General features: G+C 73.0%; 13 protein-coding genes. 8 read left to right on the top strand and 5 right to left on the bottom strand.

Going from position 1 to position 18,040, the window contains the following annotated elements; genetic code table 11:
• Positions 1 to 141: 141 nt before the first annotated feature.
• Positions 142 to 1,338 carry an ROK family transcriptional regulator gene (locus tag L1857_RS16690; RefSeq protein WP_249465547.1) on the bottom strand — a complete coding sequence of 399 codons (1,197 nt, stop codon included), beginning with the start codon at positions 1,336 to 1,338 and terminating at the stop codon, positions 142 to 144.
• Between the two features lie 187 nt (positions 1,339 to 1,525).
• On the opposite strand from L1857_RS16690, the gene L1857_RS16685 reads away from it, so the two are divergent.
• From L1857_RS16685 to L1857_RS16675, 3 genes are all read left to right on the top strand, one after another.
• Positions 1,526 to 2,485 (top strand): sugar phosphate isomerase/epimerase family protein, encoded by a 960-nt coding sequence (locus tag L1857_RS16685; RefSeq protein ID WP_116109995.1) that lies wholly within the window; start codon positions 1,526 to 1,528, stop codon positions 2,483 to 2,485.
• Between the two features lie 43 nt (positions 2,486 to 2,528).
• Positions 2,529 to 5,807, top strand: coding sequence for a PQQ-dependent sugar dehydrogenase (locus L1857_RS16680; RefSeq protein ID WP_240323104.1), 3,279 nt, complete (start codon positions 2,529 to 2,531; stop codon positions 5,805 to 5,807).
• A 70-nt stretch (positions 5,808 to 5,877) separates the two neighbouring features.
• A complete protein-coding gene (locus L1857_RS16675) occupies positions 5,878 to 6,990 on the top strand; it encodes a CapA family protein (protein WP_116109994.1) in 1,113 nt (370 codons plus the stop codon).
• A gap of 104 nt (positions 6,991 to 7,094) precedes the next feature.
• On the opposite strand, the gene L1857_RS16670 is transcribed toward L1857_RS16675, so the two are convergent.
• On the bottom strand, positions 7,095 to 8,159 hold the full coding sequence (locus L1857_RS16670) for a T6SS phospholipase effector Tle1-like catalytic domain-containing protein (protein ID WP_116109993.1): 1,065 nt from the start codon (positions 8,157 to 8,159) through the stop codon (positions 7,095 to 7,097).
• 157 nt (positions 8,160 to 8,316) lie between these two features.
• Here L1857_RS16670 and L1857_RS16665 point away from each other — a divergent pair, with 157 nt between their 5' ends.
• Positions 8,317 to 9,477: a helix-turn-helix domain-containing protein gene (locus tag L1857_RS16665; protein WP_249465544.1), complete on the top strand. Its 1,161-nt coding sequence runs from the start codon at positions 8,317 to 8,319 to the stop codon at positions 9,475 to 9,477.
• A 211-nt stretch (positions 9,478 to 9,688) separates the two neighbouring features.
• Positions 9,689 to 10,957 carry a PucR family transcriptional regulator gene (locus L1857_RS16660; RefSeq protein WP_249465541.1) on the top strand — a complete coding sequence of 423 codons (1,269 nt, stop codon included), beginning with the start codon at positions 9,689 to 9,691 and terminating at the stop codon, positions 10,955 to 10,957.
• 20 nt (positions 10,958 to 10,977) lie between these two features.
• Here the strand turns inward: L1857_RS16660 and L1857_RS16655 are convergent, their stop codons facing one another.
• On the bottom strand, positions 10,978 to 11,871 hold the full coding sequence (locus L1857_RS16655; RefSeq protein WP_116109991.1) for an IS982 family transposase: 894 nt from the start codon (positions 11,869 to 11,871) through the stop codon (positions 10,978 to 10,980).
• 69 nt (positions 11,872 to 11,940) lie between these two features.
• Complete coding sequence (locus L1857_RS16650) at positions 11,941 to 13,440, bottom strand: AMP-binding protein (RefSeq protein ID WP_116109990.1); 1,500 nt, start codon at positions 13,438 to 13,440, stop codon at positions 11,941 to 11,943.
• Between the two features lie 247 nt (positions 13,441 to 13,687).
• On the opposite strand from L1857_RS16650, the gene L1857_RS16645 reads away from it, so the two are divergent.
• Together L1857_RS16645 and L1857_RS16640 are read left to right on the top strand one after the other, a co-directional pair.
• On the top strand, positions 13,688 to 14,326 hold the full coding sequence (locus L1857_RS16645; protein ID WP_094006980.1) for a DUF6801 domain-containing protein: 639 nt from the start codon (positions 13,688 to 13,690) through the stop codon (positions 14,324 to 14,326).
• Between the two features lie 46 nt (positions 14,327 to 14,372).
• Entirely contained in the window at positions 14,373 to 14,705 is a 333-nt protein-coding gene (locus tag L1857_RS16640) for a hypothetical protein (protein WP_249465538.1), read from the top strand.
• 66 nt (positions 14,706 to 14,771) lie between these two features.
• Here the strand turns inward: L1857_RS16640 and L1857_RS16635 are convergent, their stop codons facing one another.
• The gene (locus tag L1857_RS16635) at positions 14,772 to 16,028 is read right to left on the bottom strand and encodes an alpha-amylase family protein (protein WP_249465535.1); all 1,257 of its coding nucleotides are present in this window, start codon (positions 16,026 to 16,028) and stop codon (positions 14,772 to 14,774) included.
• Between the two features lie 58 nt (positions 16,029 to 16,086).
• Between L1857_RS16635 and malQ the strand changes: the two genes are divergently transcribed.
• A complete protein-coding gene (malQ, locus tag L1857_RS16630; protein WP_249465532.1) occupies positions 16,087 to 18,027 on the top strand; it encodes a 4-alpha-glucanotransferase in 1,941 nt (646 codons plus the stop codon).
• The last annotated feature ends 13 nt before the right edge of the window (positions 18,028 to 18,040 follow it).

The following is an 18,040-nucleotide window of genomic DNA, read 5'->3' as shown; positions in this document are numbered from 1 at the left end:
GGCGTACGCCGCCTACTCTGACTGGCGGGTACTTCTGCCACAATCCGGCAAAAGGAGTAACAATCAGATCGTTACTTTTGAACCGGACTGCCGAAAGTGTGCTCAAGTTCGGACAAGCGACGCCCGGCGAGGCCGGATCGGTCAGGCCGGCACGCTGAACGCGTGATCGGTGGCCAGCCACGCGGCGCCGATCACGCCCGCCTGGTCACCCAGCTCCGACAACACGATCGGCAGGTTCCCGGTGGCCAGCGGCAGCGACCGCCGGTACACCGACGACCGCACCTCGGCCAGCAGGGTGTGCCCGAGCCGGGACACCCCGCCGCCGATCACGACCATCCCGGGGTTCAGGAAGCTCACCAGCGACGCGATCACCTGCCCCAGCCGCCGCCCGCCCTCGCGCACCAGCGTCACCGCCGCGAAGTCGCCGGCCTGCGCCGCCTCGGCCACCTCCCGCGCGGTCAGCGCCGGACGGCTTTCCAGCAACGCCGCCAGATACGGGGACCGCCCGCTGCGCGCCAGCGTCAGCGCGTCCCGGGCCAGCGCCGCCCCGCCGAAGTAGGCCTCCAGGCAGCCGACCTCGCCGCAGGCGCACGCCGGCCCGTAGTCGTCGAGCTTGATGTGCCCGATGTCGCCCGCGGTGCCGGCCACGCCGCGGTACACGCGGCCCGCGACGACGATCCCGCCGCCGATACCGGTCCCGACCTTCACGAAGATCAGGTCGTCCAGCGACCGGGCCACCCCGGCGTGCCGCTCCCCCAGCGCCATCACGTTCACGTCGTTGTCGACCGTCACCGCGCAACCCCAGTGCCCGGCCAGCCGGTCGCGCACCGGGAACCGGTCCCAGCCCGGCATGATCGGCGGCGCCACCGGCATCCCGTCCCGGAAGCTCACCGGCCCGGGCAGCCCGATCCCGGCCCCGGCGAGCCGCCCGGGGGCGTCCTGCAGCACCTTCGCCGCCAGCTGCTCCACCCGGTCCAGCACCGGCACCGGGCCCTGCCGCACGTCGCAGTCCTCGACCGCCCGCGCGAGCACCTCGCACCGCCCGTCGGTCACCGCCACGGCCACCGACGTCGCGCCGACGTCCACGCCGAGAAAGCGCACGTCGTCGGCCAGGCGCACCAGCGTCGACCGCCGCCCGCCGCGGCTGGCCGCCGGGCCGCCGGATTCGACGAGCCCGCCTTCGGCCAGCCGGGTGATCTCCGCCGCCAGCCGGGCCCGCGGCACCCCGAGCCGTTCACCCAGTTCGACCCGCGCCATCGGGCCCTCGTCCCGCAGCAGGGCGAGCAGCCCGGCCTGCTCGCGGGTCTCGGCCGACGGGGGAAAACCGCTGGTGGTCATGGGGGCACCAGCCTCCTCGCTGCTCGCGCGTGCCCCGACTGTAGACCCGTTCCCGCCTCTTTTGAGCAGACGCGGCCGAACTTTGTTCCGGAAAGTCCGAAACTCTGGACACTTTCAGCGGAAGTTGCCTACGTTACCGGCGCACGTGACAAGGGGGTCGGTTCACACTCGGCTGAAGGAGAAATCCGTGTCCCACTCGTCGTTCGACCGCCGCGGTTTCCTGCGCACCGCGGCGGGGGCGACCGTCGCGGTCAGCGCCGCGGCGCTCGCCGGATCGCTGCCCGCCGCCGCCAGCCAGGGCGGCGGCCGTCTCGTCCCGCAGAACCAGATCGGCATCCAGCTCTACAGCGTCCGCGACAAGGTCTCCCAGCTCGGCTTCCGCGCCGTGTTCGAGGAGCTGTCCCGCATCGGCTACCGCGAGATCGAGTTCGCCGGCTACACCCAGAGCACCTCGATCCTCGGGCGGCAGATCACCGTGCCCGAGATCGCCCAGCTGCTGAAGGACTTCGGGCTCAAGGCGGTCGGCAGTCACGTCGGCCTCAACAACTTCCGCACCAACCTGCAGGCCGAACTGGACAACGCCGAAATCCTCGGCCTGAAGCACATCGGCACCGCCAACGCCCCGACCAACATCAACACCGTGGCCGGCTACCAGGCCGCCGCCGAGGAGTTCAACCGCATCGGCGCCGCGGCCGCCGCGCGCGGCCTGAAGTTCTACCAGCACAACCACGCCGGCGAGTTCGCCTTCGCCACCGACCGTCCCGGCGTCCGGCTCTACGACGTCTTCTTCGACAACACCGATCCCCGGCTGGTCTACCTCGAGATGGACGTGTACTGGGCCTACGTCGGCAAGTACCGCTACCCCGGGTTCGAGCCCGCCGACTACATCACCCGCGCCCCGCACCGCTACCCGTTGCTGCACCTGAAGGACGGCGACGCGAACCCGGCCAACCCCAACGGCTACGACATCGTCGAGTTCGGCGCCGGCGACCTGCCCTACGACCGGTTCCTCAAGCGGGTCAACGGCCGCGGCCGCTACCACGGCATCTGGGAGCAGGACACCGCGCCCAGCACGCAGCCCAACCCGCCCGGCTCGTTCGGCGCGGCGCTGCGCAGCTACCAGGCGCTGGCCGAACTGCGCGGCTGACCCCCTCCCCTCCCCGTCGAAATCCCACCGGAGTGATCTCGCGATGCACCCTGCCCTGAGACGGCTGATCACCGCCGCCGCGGTGACGGCCCTGCCGGTGCTCGGCCTCGCCGTGCCCGCCGCGGCACAGGCCGCGGACCCGGCCCTGGACTGGCACAACTACGAGAAGATCACGCTCACCAAGAACGTGGGCGAACCCATCGACCTGGCCGTGCTGCCGGACAACCGCGTGCTGCACACCGCGCGCAGCGGTGAGGTGCGGCTGACCGACCCGAAGACCGGCGTCACCAAGGTCGTCAGCACGATCCCCGTCTACCAGAACTCGGAGATGGGCCTGCAGACGGTGACGCTCGACCCGGGCTTCGCCGAGAACAACTGGGTCTACCTCTTCTACTCGCCGAAGCTGAACACCCCGCCCGGCTCGGCCCCGAACACGCTGCCCGCCGGCGCGGACGACTCGTACTGGAAGCAGTGGGAGGGCTACGACGTCCTGTCCCGGTTCAAGTGGACCGGCGAGTCGCTGGACCTGAGCACCGAGCAGGAGATCATCCGCATCCCCACCAACCGCGGCCAGTGCTGCCACGTGGCCGGCGACGTCGACTTCGACGCGCAGGGCAACCTGTACCTGTCGACCGGTGGCAACACCCCCGCCTCCGGCCCGAACGTCAACGGCTACACCCCGATCAACGACGCGCCCGGCTACAACCCCGGCCTCGACGAGCGCCGCGGCGCCGGCAACACCAACGACCTGCGCGGCAAGATCCTGCGCATCCACGTCAACGACGACGGCTCCTACACGATCCCCGAGGGCAACCTGTTCGCCCCCGGCACGCCGCTGACGCGGCCGGAGATCTTCGTGATGGGCCTGCGCAACCCGTTCCGGATGACCGTGGACAAAGCGACCGGCGCGGTGATGTGGGGCGACTACGGCCCCGACGCCGGCACCGCCGACCCGAACCGCGGCCCGATGGGCTACGTCGAATGGCAGATCACGACGAAGCCGATGAACTCGGGCTGGCCGTTCTGCACGGCCGACAACTCCCAGCCCTACCGGGACTTCGACTTCGCCACCCTCACCCCGGGCCCGGCGTTCGACTGCGCCGCGCCGGTGAACGACTCGCGCTGGAACACCGGTCTGCGCACGCTGCCGCCGTCCACCCCGGCCACCCTGTGGTACGGCGACAAGGACAGCGACCAGCCGTGGCCCGAGCTGACCGCGTTCCGCTCCAGCGGCGGCCAGGCCCCGATGGGCGGCCCGGTCTACCACTACGACGCGAACAACCCGTCGCCGACGAAGTTCCCGGCCTACTGGGACGGCAAGGCCTTCTTCGGCGAGTTCTCGCAGGACTACGTCGCCGCGTTCACCCTGGCCGGCCCGGACGGCCCGGTGACGAAGCTGGAGAACTTCCTGCCGAACAAGGATCTGTCCACGCTGGGCCAGCCGATCTGGGACAACCCGATGGACCTGGAGTTCGGCCCGGACGGCTCGCTCTACGTCCTGGACTACGGGGACGGCTTCTTCCGGCAGAACCCGGACGCCGGGCTGTACCGGATCGACTTCGCGCAGGGCAACAAGACCCCGACCGCGCGGATGACGGCGACCCCGTCGTCCGGGCAGGCGCCGCTCACGGTGTCCTTCGACGGCAGCACCTCCAGCGACCCCGAGGGTGCGGCGCTGACCTACGAGTGGGACTTCGACGGCAACGGCACCTTCGACGCCACCGGGCCGCGGGCGACCCACACCTACACCGCGAACGGGCAGGTGGAGGCCCGGTTGCGGGTCACCGACCCGGCGGGCAGGCACGGCCTGACCTCCCGGCAGGTCACCATCGGCAACACCGCGCCCACGGTCGGGCTGACCGCCCCGGCGCACGGCGGGTTCTTCGACTGGGGCGACGCGATCCCCTACGCGGTGACCGTCAACGACCCGGAGGACGGCACGACCCCGGTGTGCAGCCGCGTGTCGTGGGCGTTCGGCCTGGGCCACAACCAGCACGGGCACCCGGTCAACAGCGGCACCGGCTGCACCGGCGCCGTGGCCACGCCGACCGACGCCGGGCACGGTGAGACGGAGAACGTCTTCGGCGTGCTCAACGTGACCTACACCGACAACGGCGCGAACGGTGTGCCGCCGGCGACCGGTGAGGCGCAGGCGATCCTGAACCCGAAGCTCATGCAGGGCGAGCACGCCGACGAGTCGAGCGGCGTGACGATCACCGACGACTCCACCGCGTCCGGGCTGCGCGCGATCACCGGTTTCGACGCCGGTGACTGGCTGGCCTACGACCCGGTGAACTTCAGCGGCATCACCGGCGTGCAGACCAAGGCACGCGGCGCCGGCCAGCTGCAGCTGCGGTGGAACGCCGCCGACGCGGCGCCGTTCGCGACGATCGACGTCCCGGCCGGTGCGGGCTGGCGGACGGTGACCACACCGCTGTCCGGGCTGCCCTCGGGCGCCGGCAAGCTGTTCGTCACCTCCAGCGGCGGGGTCGACGTCGACGCCTTCACGTTCCAGGGCGCCGGGGTCGCGGACAAGACGCCGCCCACGGTGTCGGCCGCGCTGACGCCGTCGGCGCCGACCGGGGCGAACGGCTGGTACACGGGCAACGTCACGCTGACCGTGTCCGCCACCGACAACGGCACGGTGGCCAGCAGGCAGTACTCGGTGAACAACGGCGCCACGTGGGCCAACGCGGCCAACCCGGTGACGCTGTCGGCCGAGGGCACCACGACGGTGCTGTACCGGGCGACGGACAACGGCGGCAACGTGTCCGCGCCGGGCACGCTCACGGTCAAGATCGACAAGACCGCGCCCGCGGTGACGATCGGCGGGGTGACCGAGGGGCAGGCCTTCGGTGACGCCGCGGCCCTGACGCCGGTGGTCACCGCGACCGACGCCGCGTCCGGCGTGGGCACGGTCCAGGCCACGGTGGACGGTCGGCCGGTCACGCCGGGCACGCCGCTGGAGCTGTGGCGGCTGCCGCTCGGGGCGCACCAGCTGTCGGTGACCGTGACCGACCGGGCCGGGCTCACCACGACCAAGGCCGTGAACTTCACGACCGGGACGTCGTTCGGTGACGTGCGCGCCCTGATCGACCGGTTCCGCGACGCCGGCGGGGTCACCAGGACGGGGGCGATGCAGTTGCACAACGCCCTCGACACGGCCCAGAAGCACGCCGACGCCGGGCGGATCAACGCCGCCCGGGACGCGCTGCGGAACTTCGCAGCCATCACCCAGGACCGCACCAAGGTCCCGGACCGGCTCGCCGCGGAGACTCTCCGTCGCGACGCCACCGCCCTGTCGGGAGCACTGAAGCCCTGACCGGGTGAACGCCAGGGCCACTCTCGGTGCCGGAAGCACCGAGAGTGGCCCTCTGGCAGGATCGGGAGTCATGCGCATCCGTCTGGTTCTCGCGGGCTTCGCGGCGGGCGCGGTGCTCGCCGCCTGCTTCGCACCGGACGAAGACGCGCCCGTCGAGCCGGCCGCGCCGAGCGTGGCGGCCCCGCCGGCGGAGGCGGGGTTCACCGTCGCGGCGACCGGGGACGTGCTGATCCACCCGGCGCTGACCGAACAGGCCGTCGCCGACGGCGGCGGGAAGCGCGACTACCGGCCGCTGCTGGCCGGGATCCGCGACGACATCAGCTCGGCCGATCTGGCGGTGTGCCACCTGGAAACGCCGCTCGCGCCCGAGGAGGGCCCGTTCCAGGGCTACCCGGAGTTCAGCGCACCGCCGGAGATCGCCGACGCGCTGGCCGACACCGGGTACGACGACTGCTCGACCGCGTCGAACCACACGATCGACACCGGCACCGCGGGCGTGAACCGGACGCTGGACGAGCTGGACGAGGCCGGGATCCGGCACACCGGCTCGGCGCGGACGGAGCAGGAGGCGCGCACGCCGCTGGTGCTGGACGTGCGCGGGGCCAAGGTCGGGCACGTGTCCTACACGTTCGGGTTCAACGGCAAGAAGCTGCCCGGCGGCAAGCAGTGGGTGTCGAACACGCTCGACACCGACGCCGTGCTCGCCGAGGCCCGGGCGGCGCGGGCGGCCGGGGCGCAGATGGTGATCGCGAGCCTGCACTGGGGTACGGAGTACCAGCACGAGCCGACGGCCGCGCAGCGGCAGATCGCGCAGCGGGTGCTGTCGGACCCGGCGGTGGACCTGATCATCGGCCACCACACGCACGTGGTTCAGCCGATGGAGAAGATCGGCGGCAAGTGGGTGGCCTACGGGCTGGGCAACTCGATCGCCCGGCACTCCGAGCCCCGCGGGACGACCGAGGAGGGCCTGATCGGGCGGTTCCACTTCACCCGTTCCGGCGCGGGATGGACGGTGGACCGGGCCGAGTACGTGCCGACGGTGATCGACCTGGGCCCCCCGATCCGGTTGCGCACCGCCGACGACCCCGCGCTGGACCGGTCACGCGCCGCGGAGGCGCTGGCGCGCACCGACCAGGTGGTGCTCAGCCGCGGCGCCGCCGCACACGGCCTGACCCGCGGCTGACCGCACCCGTCACGCGAACGCAGAACTCCTCACGCCCGCGAGTCCCACGCTCAGGCGCGTGAGTTCTGCGTTCGGGCGCGTGAGTTCTGCGTTCGGGGACGCGGTCAGGCGGGCTCCGGTGCGGGGCTGGGCACCGGGAAGCGCTCTCCCTCGTCGCTGCCGACCGGCAGCACCGCGCCGCCCTCCGACAGGTACGTGTCGAGGTTCGGGGCGTACCCGGCGACCATCGCCTGCCGCTGGACCGCGCTGGACGCCGCGTACTCGTGCGCGGTCGTGCCCAGGGTCCGCACGTGCGGGCGCATCAGCTTGTAGAACCCGGCGCGCGACTCGTGCGCCTGCCCCAGCGGGTCCGGCTCCGCGGTCGCGAACGCCCCCGGCTCGAACGCGAGCCCGTGCGCCCGCGCCCGCTCGACCATCCACAACAGACTGATGTCGGCCAGCGCGCGGTCCGGGTAGCCGCCGCCGACGTCGGAGTGCACCCCGGCGAACCAGACCTGCTCGACGCGCGTCCGGCCGCTCGACCGCCACAGCGCGGGCCGGAACGGCGGGCGGCGCTCGTCGATCGCGAGCGCCTGGCAGGCCGCGTCGATGCTCGAACTCAGCTCGGTGTCGTGGAACTGCCGCCGCCGGTTCACCAGGTTGACCAGCCGCAGCCCGGACAGCGGGATGCCGAGCGCCCCGACGGTGTCCCACACGCCGAGGAACCGGATCCGGGTCTCGCGCGAGTACGACCGGCGGAACAGCTCCGCGGCCGCCGAGCGCGGATGCGTTTTCGACCCGCGGGCGCGGTAGAGCGCGTACGCCTCGCCGATCCGGTCGTCGTGCTCGGGGCGCAGGATGCCGCAGTTGCGCACCAGCCCGGCGAGGCTGCGCGCGGTGTAGGCGCCGCGGCTGAACCCGAACAGGAACAGCTCGTCCCCCGGCTCGAAGGTGCGGACCAGGAACCGGTAGGCCTCGCGCACGGTGCGGGACAACCCGAACCCGAACGCCCCGCCCCACAGGCGCTCGCCGGGCCGGGTGCCGACGCCGGAGTGGTAGAACATCCGCTGCTCGCGGCCTGCCCCGTCGGACGGCGCGACCGCCAGCGCGACCCGGCACACGTTGGTCGGCGCCGGCTGGTCCGGCGTGTTCCAGGTCCCGTCGCAGCAGATCACCAGCCGCTTGGTCATGTCCCGCTCCCCTCGACGCCCGGATTGTCGCCGATCGAGTGCCGAGGGTTACTGCCCGGTCTTGCTACCAGGCGGTAGCATCGTTCGTCCCATCGGCTGACCTGCACGAACGCGAGGCAGCTTCAGGTTTGGTCCCGGCGCGTCAAGGGGGTGGGAAGTGCCGGACTACCGCAGCGCGCAGGCCCTGGCGGCCGCGCCCCGACAACTCGCGGCCGCCCTGGAGCCGCACACCCGGCCGCTCGCGGAGACGATCGTGCGCGAGGTGCGGCGGGAGGTGCCGGAGTACGCCGGCCCGCCCGGCGGCCGGTTCGCCCGCGCGCTGACCGAGGGCATCGAGGTCGCGGTGCGGCACTGCTTCCGCTGCATCGGCAACCCGCGCCCGGACCACAGCGAGTGGGTGCGGCAGTTCCGGCAGCGCGGGCGGCGCGAGTTCGCCGAGGGCCGCACGCTCGACGCCCTGCAGGCCGCGGTGCGCATCGGCGGCCGGGTCGCCTGGCAGTACCTGACCCCGGTGCTGCGCGACCTCGGCGCCGGCCCGCAGACCCTCACCACCGCGGCGGAGGCGATCTTCGCCTTCGTCGACGAGCTGTCCGCGACCGCGCTCGAAGGTTTCCAGGCGGCGCAGCACCCGCCCGGCTCCGCCCGCGACGAACTGCGCCGCCGGCTGGCCGCCCTGGTCCTGGCCGAGCCGCAGCCCGATCTCACCGGACCCGCCGCGGACGCGGGGTGGCGGCTGCCCGGGGAGGTTTCCGTCATCGCGCTCGCGCACGCCGAGGGCCTGCCCGCCGGCCGCCTCGGCGACGACGTCCTCGCCGGTCCGGACGGCGACCGCCCGTGCCTGATCACCCCGAGCCCGGAGCGGGCACTCGAGATCCTGTCCGGCAATTGGGAAAAACCCGCGCGCGCCGCGGTGTCGCCCCCGGTTCCGCTCGCCCTGGCCGCCGCCGCGCACCGGCTGGCCCGCCGCGGCCTGGCGCTGCCCGGGGACGTCGTGTGGTGCGCCGACCACCTCGGCACGCTCTGGTTGCGTTCCCAGGACTTCCTCGCCGAGCGGCTGTCCGCGAAGTACCTGGCGCCGCTGGACGCGGTCAGCGACCGGCAGCGCGCCCGGCTCGGCGAAACCCTGCTCGCCTGGCTGGAAACCCGTGGTGGCGCACCGGAGATCGCGCGCCGTCTGCACGTGCATCCGCAGACCGTGCGGGCGCGGCTGCACCAGTTGCGCGAGCTGTTCGGCGACCGGCTGGACGACGCGGACACGCGGTTCGGCCTGCACCTGGTGCTGCGCAGGCGACTCGGGACCGGGGAGCGGGCTTTGTGAGGCACGCGCGAACCCGGCCCCGGCCGGGTGTCACCCGCTTCGACACTCGTCACCCGAACGGGTGGCGGAGGAATTCGGAGTGTGTCAACGGTTCTTGCCAACGCGGGCCGGGTGATGCCATGTTGGCTCCGCGAGCGGGTCACGATCAGCGTGCCGCCGGCGAAAAACTCCATCCACCGCCAGCGCTGCGGGTTCCCGAGCAGGGGTTGACATGACGATCGATGCCGACGTCCGGCCCGGACGCACCGCGCCGCCGCGGGCGCCGCACCCGCGCCGCCCGCCCGGCGAGGCCCGGGTGCTCGGCCGGGCCGGCGCGCTGTGGGCGTCGCTGCCGCGCGAGCTGACCAAGGTGTTCCGCCCGCACGCCGACGCGCTCACCCGGGTCATCCTGGCCGAGATCCAGCGCGCGGTGCCCGAGTACGCCCGGCCGCTGGAGGGCCCGTTCGGCGAGGTCATCGTGCGCGGCGTGCGGGAGGCGGTCGGGCAGTGCCTGGACAACCTCGGCAACCCGGCGGTGAACCAGGAGAACTGGATCGGCGTGTTCCGGCACCTGGGCCGCATCGAGTACAGCGAGGGCCGCCCGCTGGACCAGATCCAGACGGCCTACCGGGTCGGCGGGCTGGCGGCGTGGCGCTACATCGCCAAGGTCGGCCAGGCGCGCGGCCTGCCGTCGGACCTGCTCTACGTCGGCGCCGAGGCCGTACTGGCCTATGTGGACGAGATTTCCGCGTTGTCGGTGCAGGGCTACCGCGCCGCGCAGGCCCGCGCGGCCGGCACCCGCGCGCGGCAGCGCAGGCAGCTGCTCGGCCTGGTGCTGTCCGAGCCCGCGCCCGCGCCGCAGGCCGTCGAGGGACTGGCCGGCGCCGCCGGGTGGCACGTGCCGGACAAGGTCGTCGCGATGGCCCTGGAGCCGCGCCACGACCAGCACCGGCTGCCGCCGCCCGCGCTGCCCGCCGAGGTCCTCGCGGACCTGGAGAGCCCGCAGCCGTGCCTGCTCGCGGCCGCGCCACCGGAGGATTTGGAGGGGGCGCTGCGCGGCTGGCGGGTCGCGGTCGGGCCGCGGGTGCCCCTGGCGGAGGCCGCCGTGTCGCTGCGCTGGGCGCGCCGCGCGATGGAGCTGAGCGTGCGCGGCATCCTCCCGCGGACCCCGGTGCTGCACGCCGACGACCACCTGGCGACGCTGTGGCTGCTGGCCGACGAGTTCCTGATCGGACAGTTGCGGGAGAGGTGCCTGGCCCCGCTGCACGGGCTGACCGACAAGCAGCGCACCCGGCTCGGGCAGACGCTGCTGGCGTGGCTGCAGTCCAGCGGGAGCGCGCCGGAGATGGCGGAGCGGCTGGGCGTGCACCCGCAGACCGTGCGCTACCGGATGCGCCGGATCGAGGAGCTGTTCGGGGACCGCCTGAACGATCCCGAGCACCGCCTGCGGCTGGAGATCGCGCTGCGGGCCGCGGAACTGCTGACGCCGGACAGGACCTAGACGAGTAATGCGTAACTTGGTCAGTGGTCGTAGGCGGTCAGGGATCGGGTGATGGGTTGGCTTGTGGCGTGGTTGTGCCAGATGGCGGCGGTGAGGGCGAGTAGTCGTTGTGCGATGCGGACACCGACGCCTTCGATGGTGCGTCCGCCGTGCTGTTCCAGGTTCAGTTGGCCTTTGAGGGTGTCGTTGACTGACTCGATGAGCTGGCGGATGGACTTGAGCAGCGGTTCGCCGGGGTGGGGCTGGCGGTTGCGGTAGGAGGGCCGGATCAGCCGGACCCCCCGTTCGGTGAGGTAGCGGTCGAGTTCGCGGGAGACGTAGCCCTTGTCGGCGATGATCAGCAGGCCGGGGCGTTCGGTAAGCAGGTGAGGTTCGTGGTCGCAGATCGCCATGAGTACCTGCCGCTCGTCGATCTTCGGGTCGGCCAGAGCCCAGACGACCGGGAGTCCGGCCGGGGTGCAAATCAGGTGCAGGCGCAGGCCCCAGAACCAGCGGGAGTGCGAGCGGCAGAAGCCGTACTTGGCCCAACCGGCCAGGTCCGAGCGCTTTACGGTGGGCAAGGAGCGGCCACACTCCACCGGGGTCGAGTCGACGATCCAGGTGGCGTCGGTCCACAGGTCGGTGTCCGCCGCCAACCAGCGCATCACCTGTTTGACCAGTGGCAACGCGGCACGCAGGCGACGGTTGTAGCCGGACTGGCCGGGCAAGTACCGGAACGCGCCGGGCATCCGGGCGGGCAGGAACCGCAACCACCGGGCCTCGGAGGTGAACCCCAGCAGTGCCTGGGCCACGGCCAGGGTGACCAACTCGGCGTCGGTCAGTTTCGGTGGCCGGCCCAGCCGACGCCGGCCCGCCAAGCGGTCGTCAATCTTGACGTAGAGTGCGGTGAGAAGGGTGTTCAGGTCTGTCGTCACAAACGGATCTTGAACACCCTTCGCCCGTCTCCAGACACCACCCAGACTTCCGCATTACTCGTCTAGCGGCTACGGAGCCGCCGGGATGCCCGCCAGGTAGGCGTCCCGGCAGGCGCCGCGCGCGGGCTTGCCCGCCACGGTGCGCGGCAGCCAGCCCGGTGAGCCCACGTGCACGTCACGCACCCGCAGCTCGAAGCCGTCCGCGACGGCCTGTTCGATCGCCACCGCGCCGGCGAACGGGCCGTCCGATTCGGCCAGCACCACGACCTCCCCCTCGGCGACCGGGAAGACGATCACCGAGCCCGGCAGCAGCTCGGGCACGACCCGTTCGACCGTCGCCTCCACGGTTTCCGCCTGGATCTCCGCGTCCCCGGCCCGGAACCGGTTCGCCAGGCGCCCGAGGACGGTCAGCTCGCCGCCGGAGAGGAACCCGGCGTCGCCGGTGCGCAGCCACCAGCCCGGCTCGCCCGCCTCGGCGTCGTCGCGCAGCAGGGCGCAGAACGTCTCCGCCGACGCGGCGGGCCGCCGCCAGTACCCGCGCGCGACCGTCGGCCCGGTCACCCAGATCTCCCCCACCACGCCCGCGGGCAGCGAGCGCCGCGTCCGCAGGTCGGCGATCACCACGGAGCGGCCGGGCCGCCCGCTGGACATCGGGCCGTCTCCGACCGACACCAGGCCGGTGGCCTCCAGCAGCCCGTACGCGGCGCGGTGCGCGTCCGGGCGCAGGCCCGACCCGGGCAGCACCGCGCGATACCGCGCCGGTTCGCCCACGTCGAGCAGCGCACGGACGCCGCTGAGGTCCAGCCCCTCGGGCACCGGGCAGCGCGCGAGGAACGAGTTCGCCGCCGCGGTCACCGCGCCTGGGTGGGCCTCGAGCGCGCGCAGCCAGATCTCCGGGCGCTCCCGAACCTCCTCGGGCGGCAGGTGCACCACCGGGCAGCCGGCGAACACCGGCGCGGCCACGGCGAGCGGAAGTCCCAGCTGGCACAGCGGAAGCCAGTTGACGACCACGGCGGCCCGGTCGCCGAGCCGGAGCGCCTCGGCGGTGCGCGCGGCGCTGTCGACGAGACCGGCGTGGGTGAGCACCACCCCGACCGAGTCGGAGGTGTAGCACAGGCAGGCGTCGCCGGCGGGGTCCGGCTCGGCCAGGCCCGACTCCTCGGCGGGCACGGAGTCGATCGCGACGATCCGCCACACCTCGACCCCGGCGGTGTCCAGGAGCGCGCGGACGTCGAGCAGTTTTTCCCCGGTGGTGAGCACGATTTCCGGAGCGGCGTCAGTGATCGTCGCGGTGAGCCAGGCGTCGTCGCGCCCGGGCGCGAAGGCGGGCACCGCGACCAGGCCGGCGCGCAGGGTGGCGAGGAAGCCCACGACCCAGTCGACGCCCTCGTCGGCCAGGATCGCGGCGCGGACGCCGTCGAAGCTGAAGCGCCGCAGCCACGCGGCCACCGCGGTCACGCGCCGGTCGAGTTCGGCCCAGGTGAGCGAGCGGGTGGCGTCGGACACCGCGACGGCGTCCGGTTCCCGGCGGGCCCAGGTCGCGAGAAACTGCGGCAGGGATTGGGTCACGACGGGACCTTAGTGATCTTGCGAATGGGTGTCAAAACTTGTCAGCGCGGTGCCAGCGGAACGAATCGAGACTTGTCATCCGGGTGAGTGCGAAGCGGAAATCCGCAGCTCCACCGGGAATGCCAACTTCCCCGGGAAAACCCCTGCACCCGGTGACAAGTTTTCCGCCGCGCCTTGCCCGGCCATTTTCCGGTCATTAGATTACTCGCCGGTAATCCTTTCCGGCGAACAATCAACGGAGATTTCGATGAATCGGAAGAGCGTTGCGGGCGGATTTCTCTCCGGGTCGGTTCTGGCGGTTTCGGCCGCGGCCGGGCTGCTCGCCGGGGCCGGCACCGGCGCCGCCGACCCGGCCTCGCTGACCCTGACCTACACCTGCCCGTTCCCGCTGATCGGCAACCAGCAGATCAGCGTCGTGATCAACGCCGACATCCCCGCCACCGCGACCGTGGGCCAGCCGACGCCCGAGTTCGGCATCGAGGCCGTCGCCACCGTGCCGGCGACCGCGACGGCGGGGCTGAACCTGGTCGGCGCCAAGACGGTCGAGGGCACCGCCCAGGCGTCCGCGACGGTCGCCGCCCCGGAGGCGACGCTGCCGGTCACGGTCCCGACGACGATCGCCCCCACCGCGATCCCCGCCTCCGGCGCCTTCGAGGTGACCGCGACCGGCACGACGCCGTCGCTGACGTTCACCCAGGCCGGCCCGGCGACCGTCTCGGTCGGCGACCTGCTGCTGACGCTGCACCCGAAGAAGGCCGACGGCTCCGACACCGGCCTCGGCACGTTCGACTCGCAGTGCACGCAGAACCCCGGCCAGGACAACGTGCTCGCGACCGTGCAGATCACGGAGGCCACCCCGGCCGCGACCGAGCAGCGGACCCGCTGACGCGCGTGCTGTCGCCGGCCCCGCGCGGACGCGGGGCCGGCGGGGTGTGAAGGAACCCGTGATCGGGTACGCCCGCGGTGTGACACCGCGCAACGACGAGCCACTGGACCTGGGCGCCACGGAGATGTCGCCCGCCGAGGAGAACCGCGTCCGCGCCGAGCACGACCTCGACCGGCCGCGGGTGTTCGACGAGCGCAACGCGGTGGACGACCGCGCGGAAACGCGGTCGACCCTGTTGCCCGAGGAGGAGCACGCCGGCAGCGCCGACCCGGAGGCCCAGGCACGTGAGGTGCTGCGGGACTCCGACCTGCGCACGGAGGTCCCGGAGTCGGCGCCGGACACGATGATCGAGCGGCGCCGCCCGGAGGACACCGCCTGAAGACTGGTTCAACGCCGGCCCGCAGCAGGTGCGCGGAGGGCGCGGCTCAATCCGGCCGCACCCCGGTCACCGGCCCAGCACCGCCCATCCGTGCGGCGGCACCGTCGGCCACGGGGCCTTCCCGTCCGGCGACGAGGAGTCCAGCACCCGCAACCCATAGATGCCCACCGGGAATCGATACGGGTCGTCACCCGTGTTGAGCAACGTCAGGATCTCCTCGTCACCGTCGCGGGAGCGGAACGCCATCGCCCGGTTGGTGAGGTGCTCGACCTCCGTGCGCGCCCGCACCAGCCACGGGTTCCGCCGCCGCAGGCCGATCAGCCTCTGGTGCAGCCGGTACACCGGCCAGCCGTACGGCGCGAGCTGCCCCGCGCCGGCCGGGAACTCGGGGCGGATCTCGTCGTCCCCGCCCTCCCGTTCCTCCTTGACGCCGCGGAAGGCCTGCTCGTCGCCGTAGTACACGCTCGGCACGCCACCCACCGTGAACAGCACGGCCAGCGCGTGCGCCACGTGCCGCTCGTCGGGCAGCCGGCTCGCCAGCCGCGTCACGTCGTGGTTGCCGGTGAAGGTCTGCGGCACGAACGACTCCATCAGCTCGTCGTGCCGCTTGAGCGCCCACGACAGCTCGAAGAAGTTCCCGTCGTGCAGCGAGCTCCAGATCGCCTTCCACAGCTCGTACTGCGTCACCGAGTCCAGGCCGCTGCGCGCGACGTACCCCGCGTAATCGCCGTGCAGCACCTCGCCCACGAACCACGCGTCCGGGAACCGCTGCCGCACCCCGGGCAGCACCGCGGCCCAGAACTCCGGCCGTACCGCGTACGCCGCGTCCAGCCGCCACCCGGACACGCCGCGCCCGAGCCAGTGGCTCATCACCCGGCCCACGTAGTCCGCGACCGCCGGCTGCGTGTGGTCCAGCGCCACCAGGTGCTGGTGCCCCTCGAACACCGCGTGGCCGGAACCCTCGCGCCGGAACCACTCGGGATGCCCGAACTCGCGCGAAACGTGGTTGAAGACACCGTCCAGCACGATCCGCAGGCCGCGGCCGTGCGCGGCGGCGACGAACCGGTCGAAATCGGCGTCGTCGCCCAGCCGCGGATCGATCCGGAAGTGGTCGACCGTGTCGTAGCCGTGGGTCCGCGACGCGAACACCGGCCCCAGCAGCAGGCCGGAACAGCCCAGCTCGACGGCGTAGTCGAGCCACGGCTCCAGCCGCGCCAGCCGGTGCTCGGGCCCGCTGCCCTCGGGCAGCGCCGACGGTGGGGCGCCGGTGAAGCCGAGCGGGTACACGTGCCACCAGATCGCGTGATCGGCCCAGCGCGCCATGCGTTCTCCTCGTCTCGTTCGTGTGGCGGCACCCGCCCCGGACCGGGATCCTGAACGGGTGGAACCCGACCTGATCGCCCTCGCGCACGCCCACGGAGTGGCCACCCGGTACGAGAACGCCGAGCAACGCGAGGTCGAGGTCGAGCCGGACGTCGTCGTCGCCGTCCTCGCCCAGTTCGGGGTGGACGCGTCCGGGCCGGACGCGATCCGCCGCGAGCTGGCCGCGGTCCGCGAACGCCGGGCGGCCACCGTGCTGCCCCCGACGCTCGTGCTGCGAGAAGGTACCGAACACGACGCGGGCGGGCCCGCTGTCCTGCATTTGGAGGACGGCACCCGCCGGGAGATCGGCCGGATGATCCCCGCCGATCTGCCGCTGGGCTGGCACCGCGTGGAGACCGCCGGGCAGGAGATCACCCTCGCCGTCGTGCCGCACCGCCTGCCCGAGGTGCCGCCGGCCTGGGGCTGGATGCTGCAGCTGTACTCGCTGCGCTCGGACGCCTCGTGGGGCGCCGGGGACTTCGGCGACCTGGCCGAGTTCGCCCGGCGCTCGACCGCCGAGCTGGGCGCCGGGGTGCTGCTGGTCAACCCGGTGCAGGCGATCAGCCCGGTCCACCCGGTCGAACGCTCCCCGTACTCGCCGGCCAGCCGCCGCTACGCCAACCCGCTCTACCTGCGGGTCACCGGCACGCCCGAGTTCGCCCGCGCCGGCGAGGACCTGCGCGCGCGGGTGCTGGCCCTGCGGCCGGACAACGCGGACCTGATCGACTACGATGCCATCTGGAGCGCCAAGCTGGCCGCGCTCGAACTGCTGTGGCCGCTGCACGAGCCCACCGCGCTGGACGAGGCCGTGCGCGACTTCGCGACGTTCTGCGCGCTGGCCGAGCGGCACGGCCCGGACTGGCGCGAATGGCCGGAACCGCTGCGCGATCCGCGCGGCGGCGCGGTCGCCGCCGCGCGCACCGAGCTGGCCGGCCGGATCGCCTTCCACGGCTGGCTGCAGCAGCTGTGCGAGGACCAGCTCGGCCGGGCCCGCGAGGCGGCCGGGGCGATGCCGGTGGGGATCGTGCACGACCTGCCGGTCGGCGTGCACCCCGGCGGCGCGGACACCTGGGCGCTGGGGGACGCGTTCGCGGCCGAGGTGACCGTCGGCGCGCCGCCGGACGCCTTCAGCCAGCAGGGCCAGGACTGGAACCTGCCGCCGTTCCGCCCGGACCGGCTGGCCGAGCTGGGCTACGCGCCCTTCCGCGACGTCATCCGCGGCGTCCTGCGGCACGCCGACGGCATCCGGATCGACCACGTCGCCGGGCTGTGGCGGCTGTGGTGGATCCCACCGGGCGAGCCGCCCTCCCGCGGCACCTACGTGCACTACGACGCCGAGGCGATGCTGGGCATCCTCGCGCTGGAGGCGCACCGCGCGGGCGCGGTGGTCGTCGGCGAGGACCTGGGCACGGTCGAGGCCGCGGTGACCAAGACCCTGCACGAGCGCGGGGTGCTCAGCTCCGCGGTGCTGTGGTTCCAGCGGGACTACGACTCCCCCGGTCACCCGTTCGTGCCGCCCGCCGAGTGGGACCGCGACGCGATGGCGAGCATCACCACCCACGACCTGCCGACCGTGGCCGGGTGGCTCGCGGGCGAGCACGTGCGGGTGCGGGCCGAGCTGGGGCTGCTCGACGGGCCGCCGGAGAAGGAGGCGGCGAGCGCCGCGGCCGAACGGTCCGACCTGCTCGCGTTCATCGCCGAGCAGGGCATCCCGGGCGACGACCCGGTGACGGCGTTGCACACCCTGCTCGCCTCCGCCGCGTCGCGCCTGCTGCTGACCGCGCCGGCCGACGTGATCGGCGAGCGGCGCCAGCCCAACCTGCCCGGCACCACGGACGAGTACCCGAACTGGCGGATTCCCTTGCCCGTCGCGGTGGAAGCGTTCTTCGCGGACGCACGAGTGCGCCATGTCGTGGAGTATTTGCGCGCCGCGCGCCCGTTGGCCGGGCGAAGCGCGTGAAGACCGCTAGATT

Source organism: Amycolatopsis thermalba (assembly GCF_023376025.1).
GTDB lineage: Bacteria > Actinomycetota > Actinomycetes > Mycobacteriales > Pseudonocardiaceae > Amycolatopsis_E > Amycolatopsis_E thermalba.
Note: the sequence above shows the minus strand (reverse complement) of the source record. Positions and strands in the feature narration are given on the sequence as shown.

What these genes read in the sequence shown, in the direction of transcription:
- L1857_RS16690 (WP_249465547.1), bottom strand. Translation starts at nt 1,338, where the DNA reads ATGACCACCAGCGGTTTTCCCCCGTCGGCCGAGACCCGCGAGCAGGCC.
- L1857_RS16675 (WP_116109994.1), top strand. Translation starts at nt 5,878, where the DNA reads ATGCGCATCCGTCTGGTTCTCGCGGGCTTCGCGGCGGGCGCGGTGCTC.
- L1857_RS16660 (WP_249465541.1), top strand. Translation starts at nt 9,689, where the DNA reads ATGACGATCGATGCCGACGTCCGGCCCGGACGCACCGCGCCGCCGCGG.
- L1857_RS16680 (WP_240323104.1), top strand. Translation starts at nt 2,529, where the DNA reads ATGCACCCTGCCCTGAGACGGCTGATCACCGCCGCCGCGGTGACGGCC.
- L1857_RS16670 (WP_116109993.1), bottom strand. Translation starts at nt 8,159, where the DNA reads ATGACCAAGCGGCTGGTGATCTGCTGCGACGGGACCTGGAACACGCCG.
- L1857_RS16635 (WP_249465535.1), bottom strand. Translation starts at nt 16,028, where the DNA reads ATGGCGCGCTGGGCCGATCACGCGATCTGGTGGCACGTGTACCCGCTC.
- L1857_RS16645 (WP_094006980.1), top strand. Translation starts at nt 13,688, where the DNA reads ATGAATCGGAAGAGCGTTGCGGGCGGATTTCTCTCCGGGTCGGTTCTG.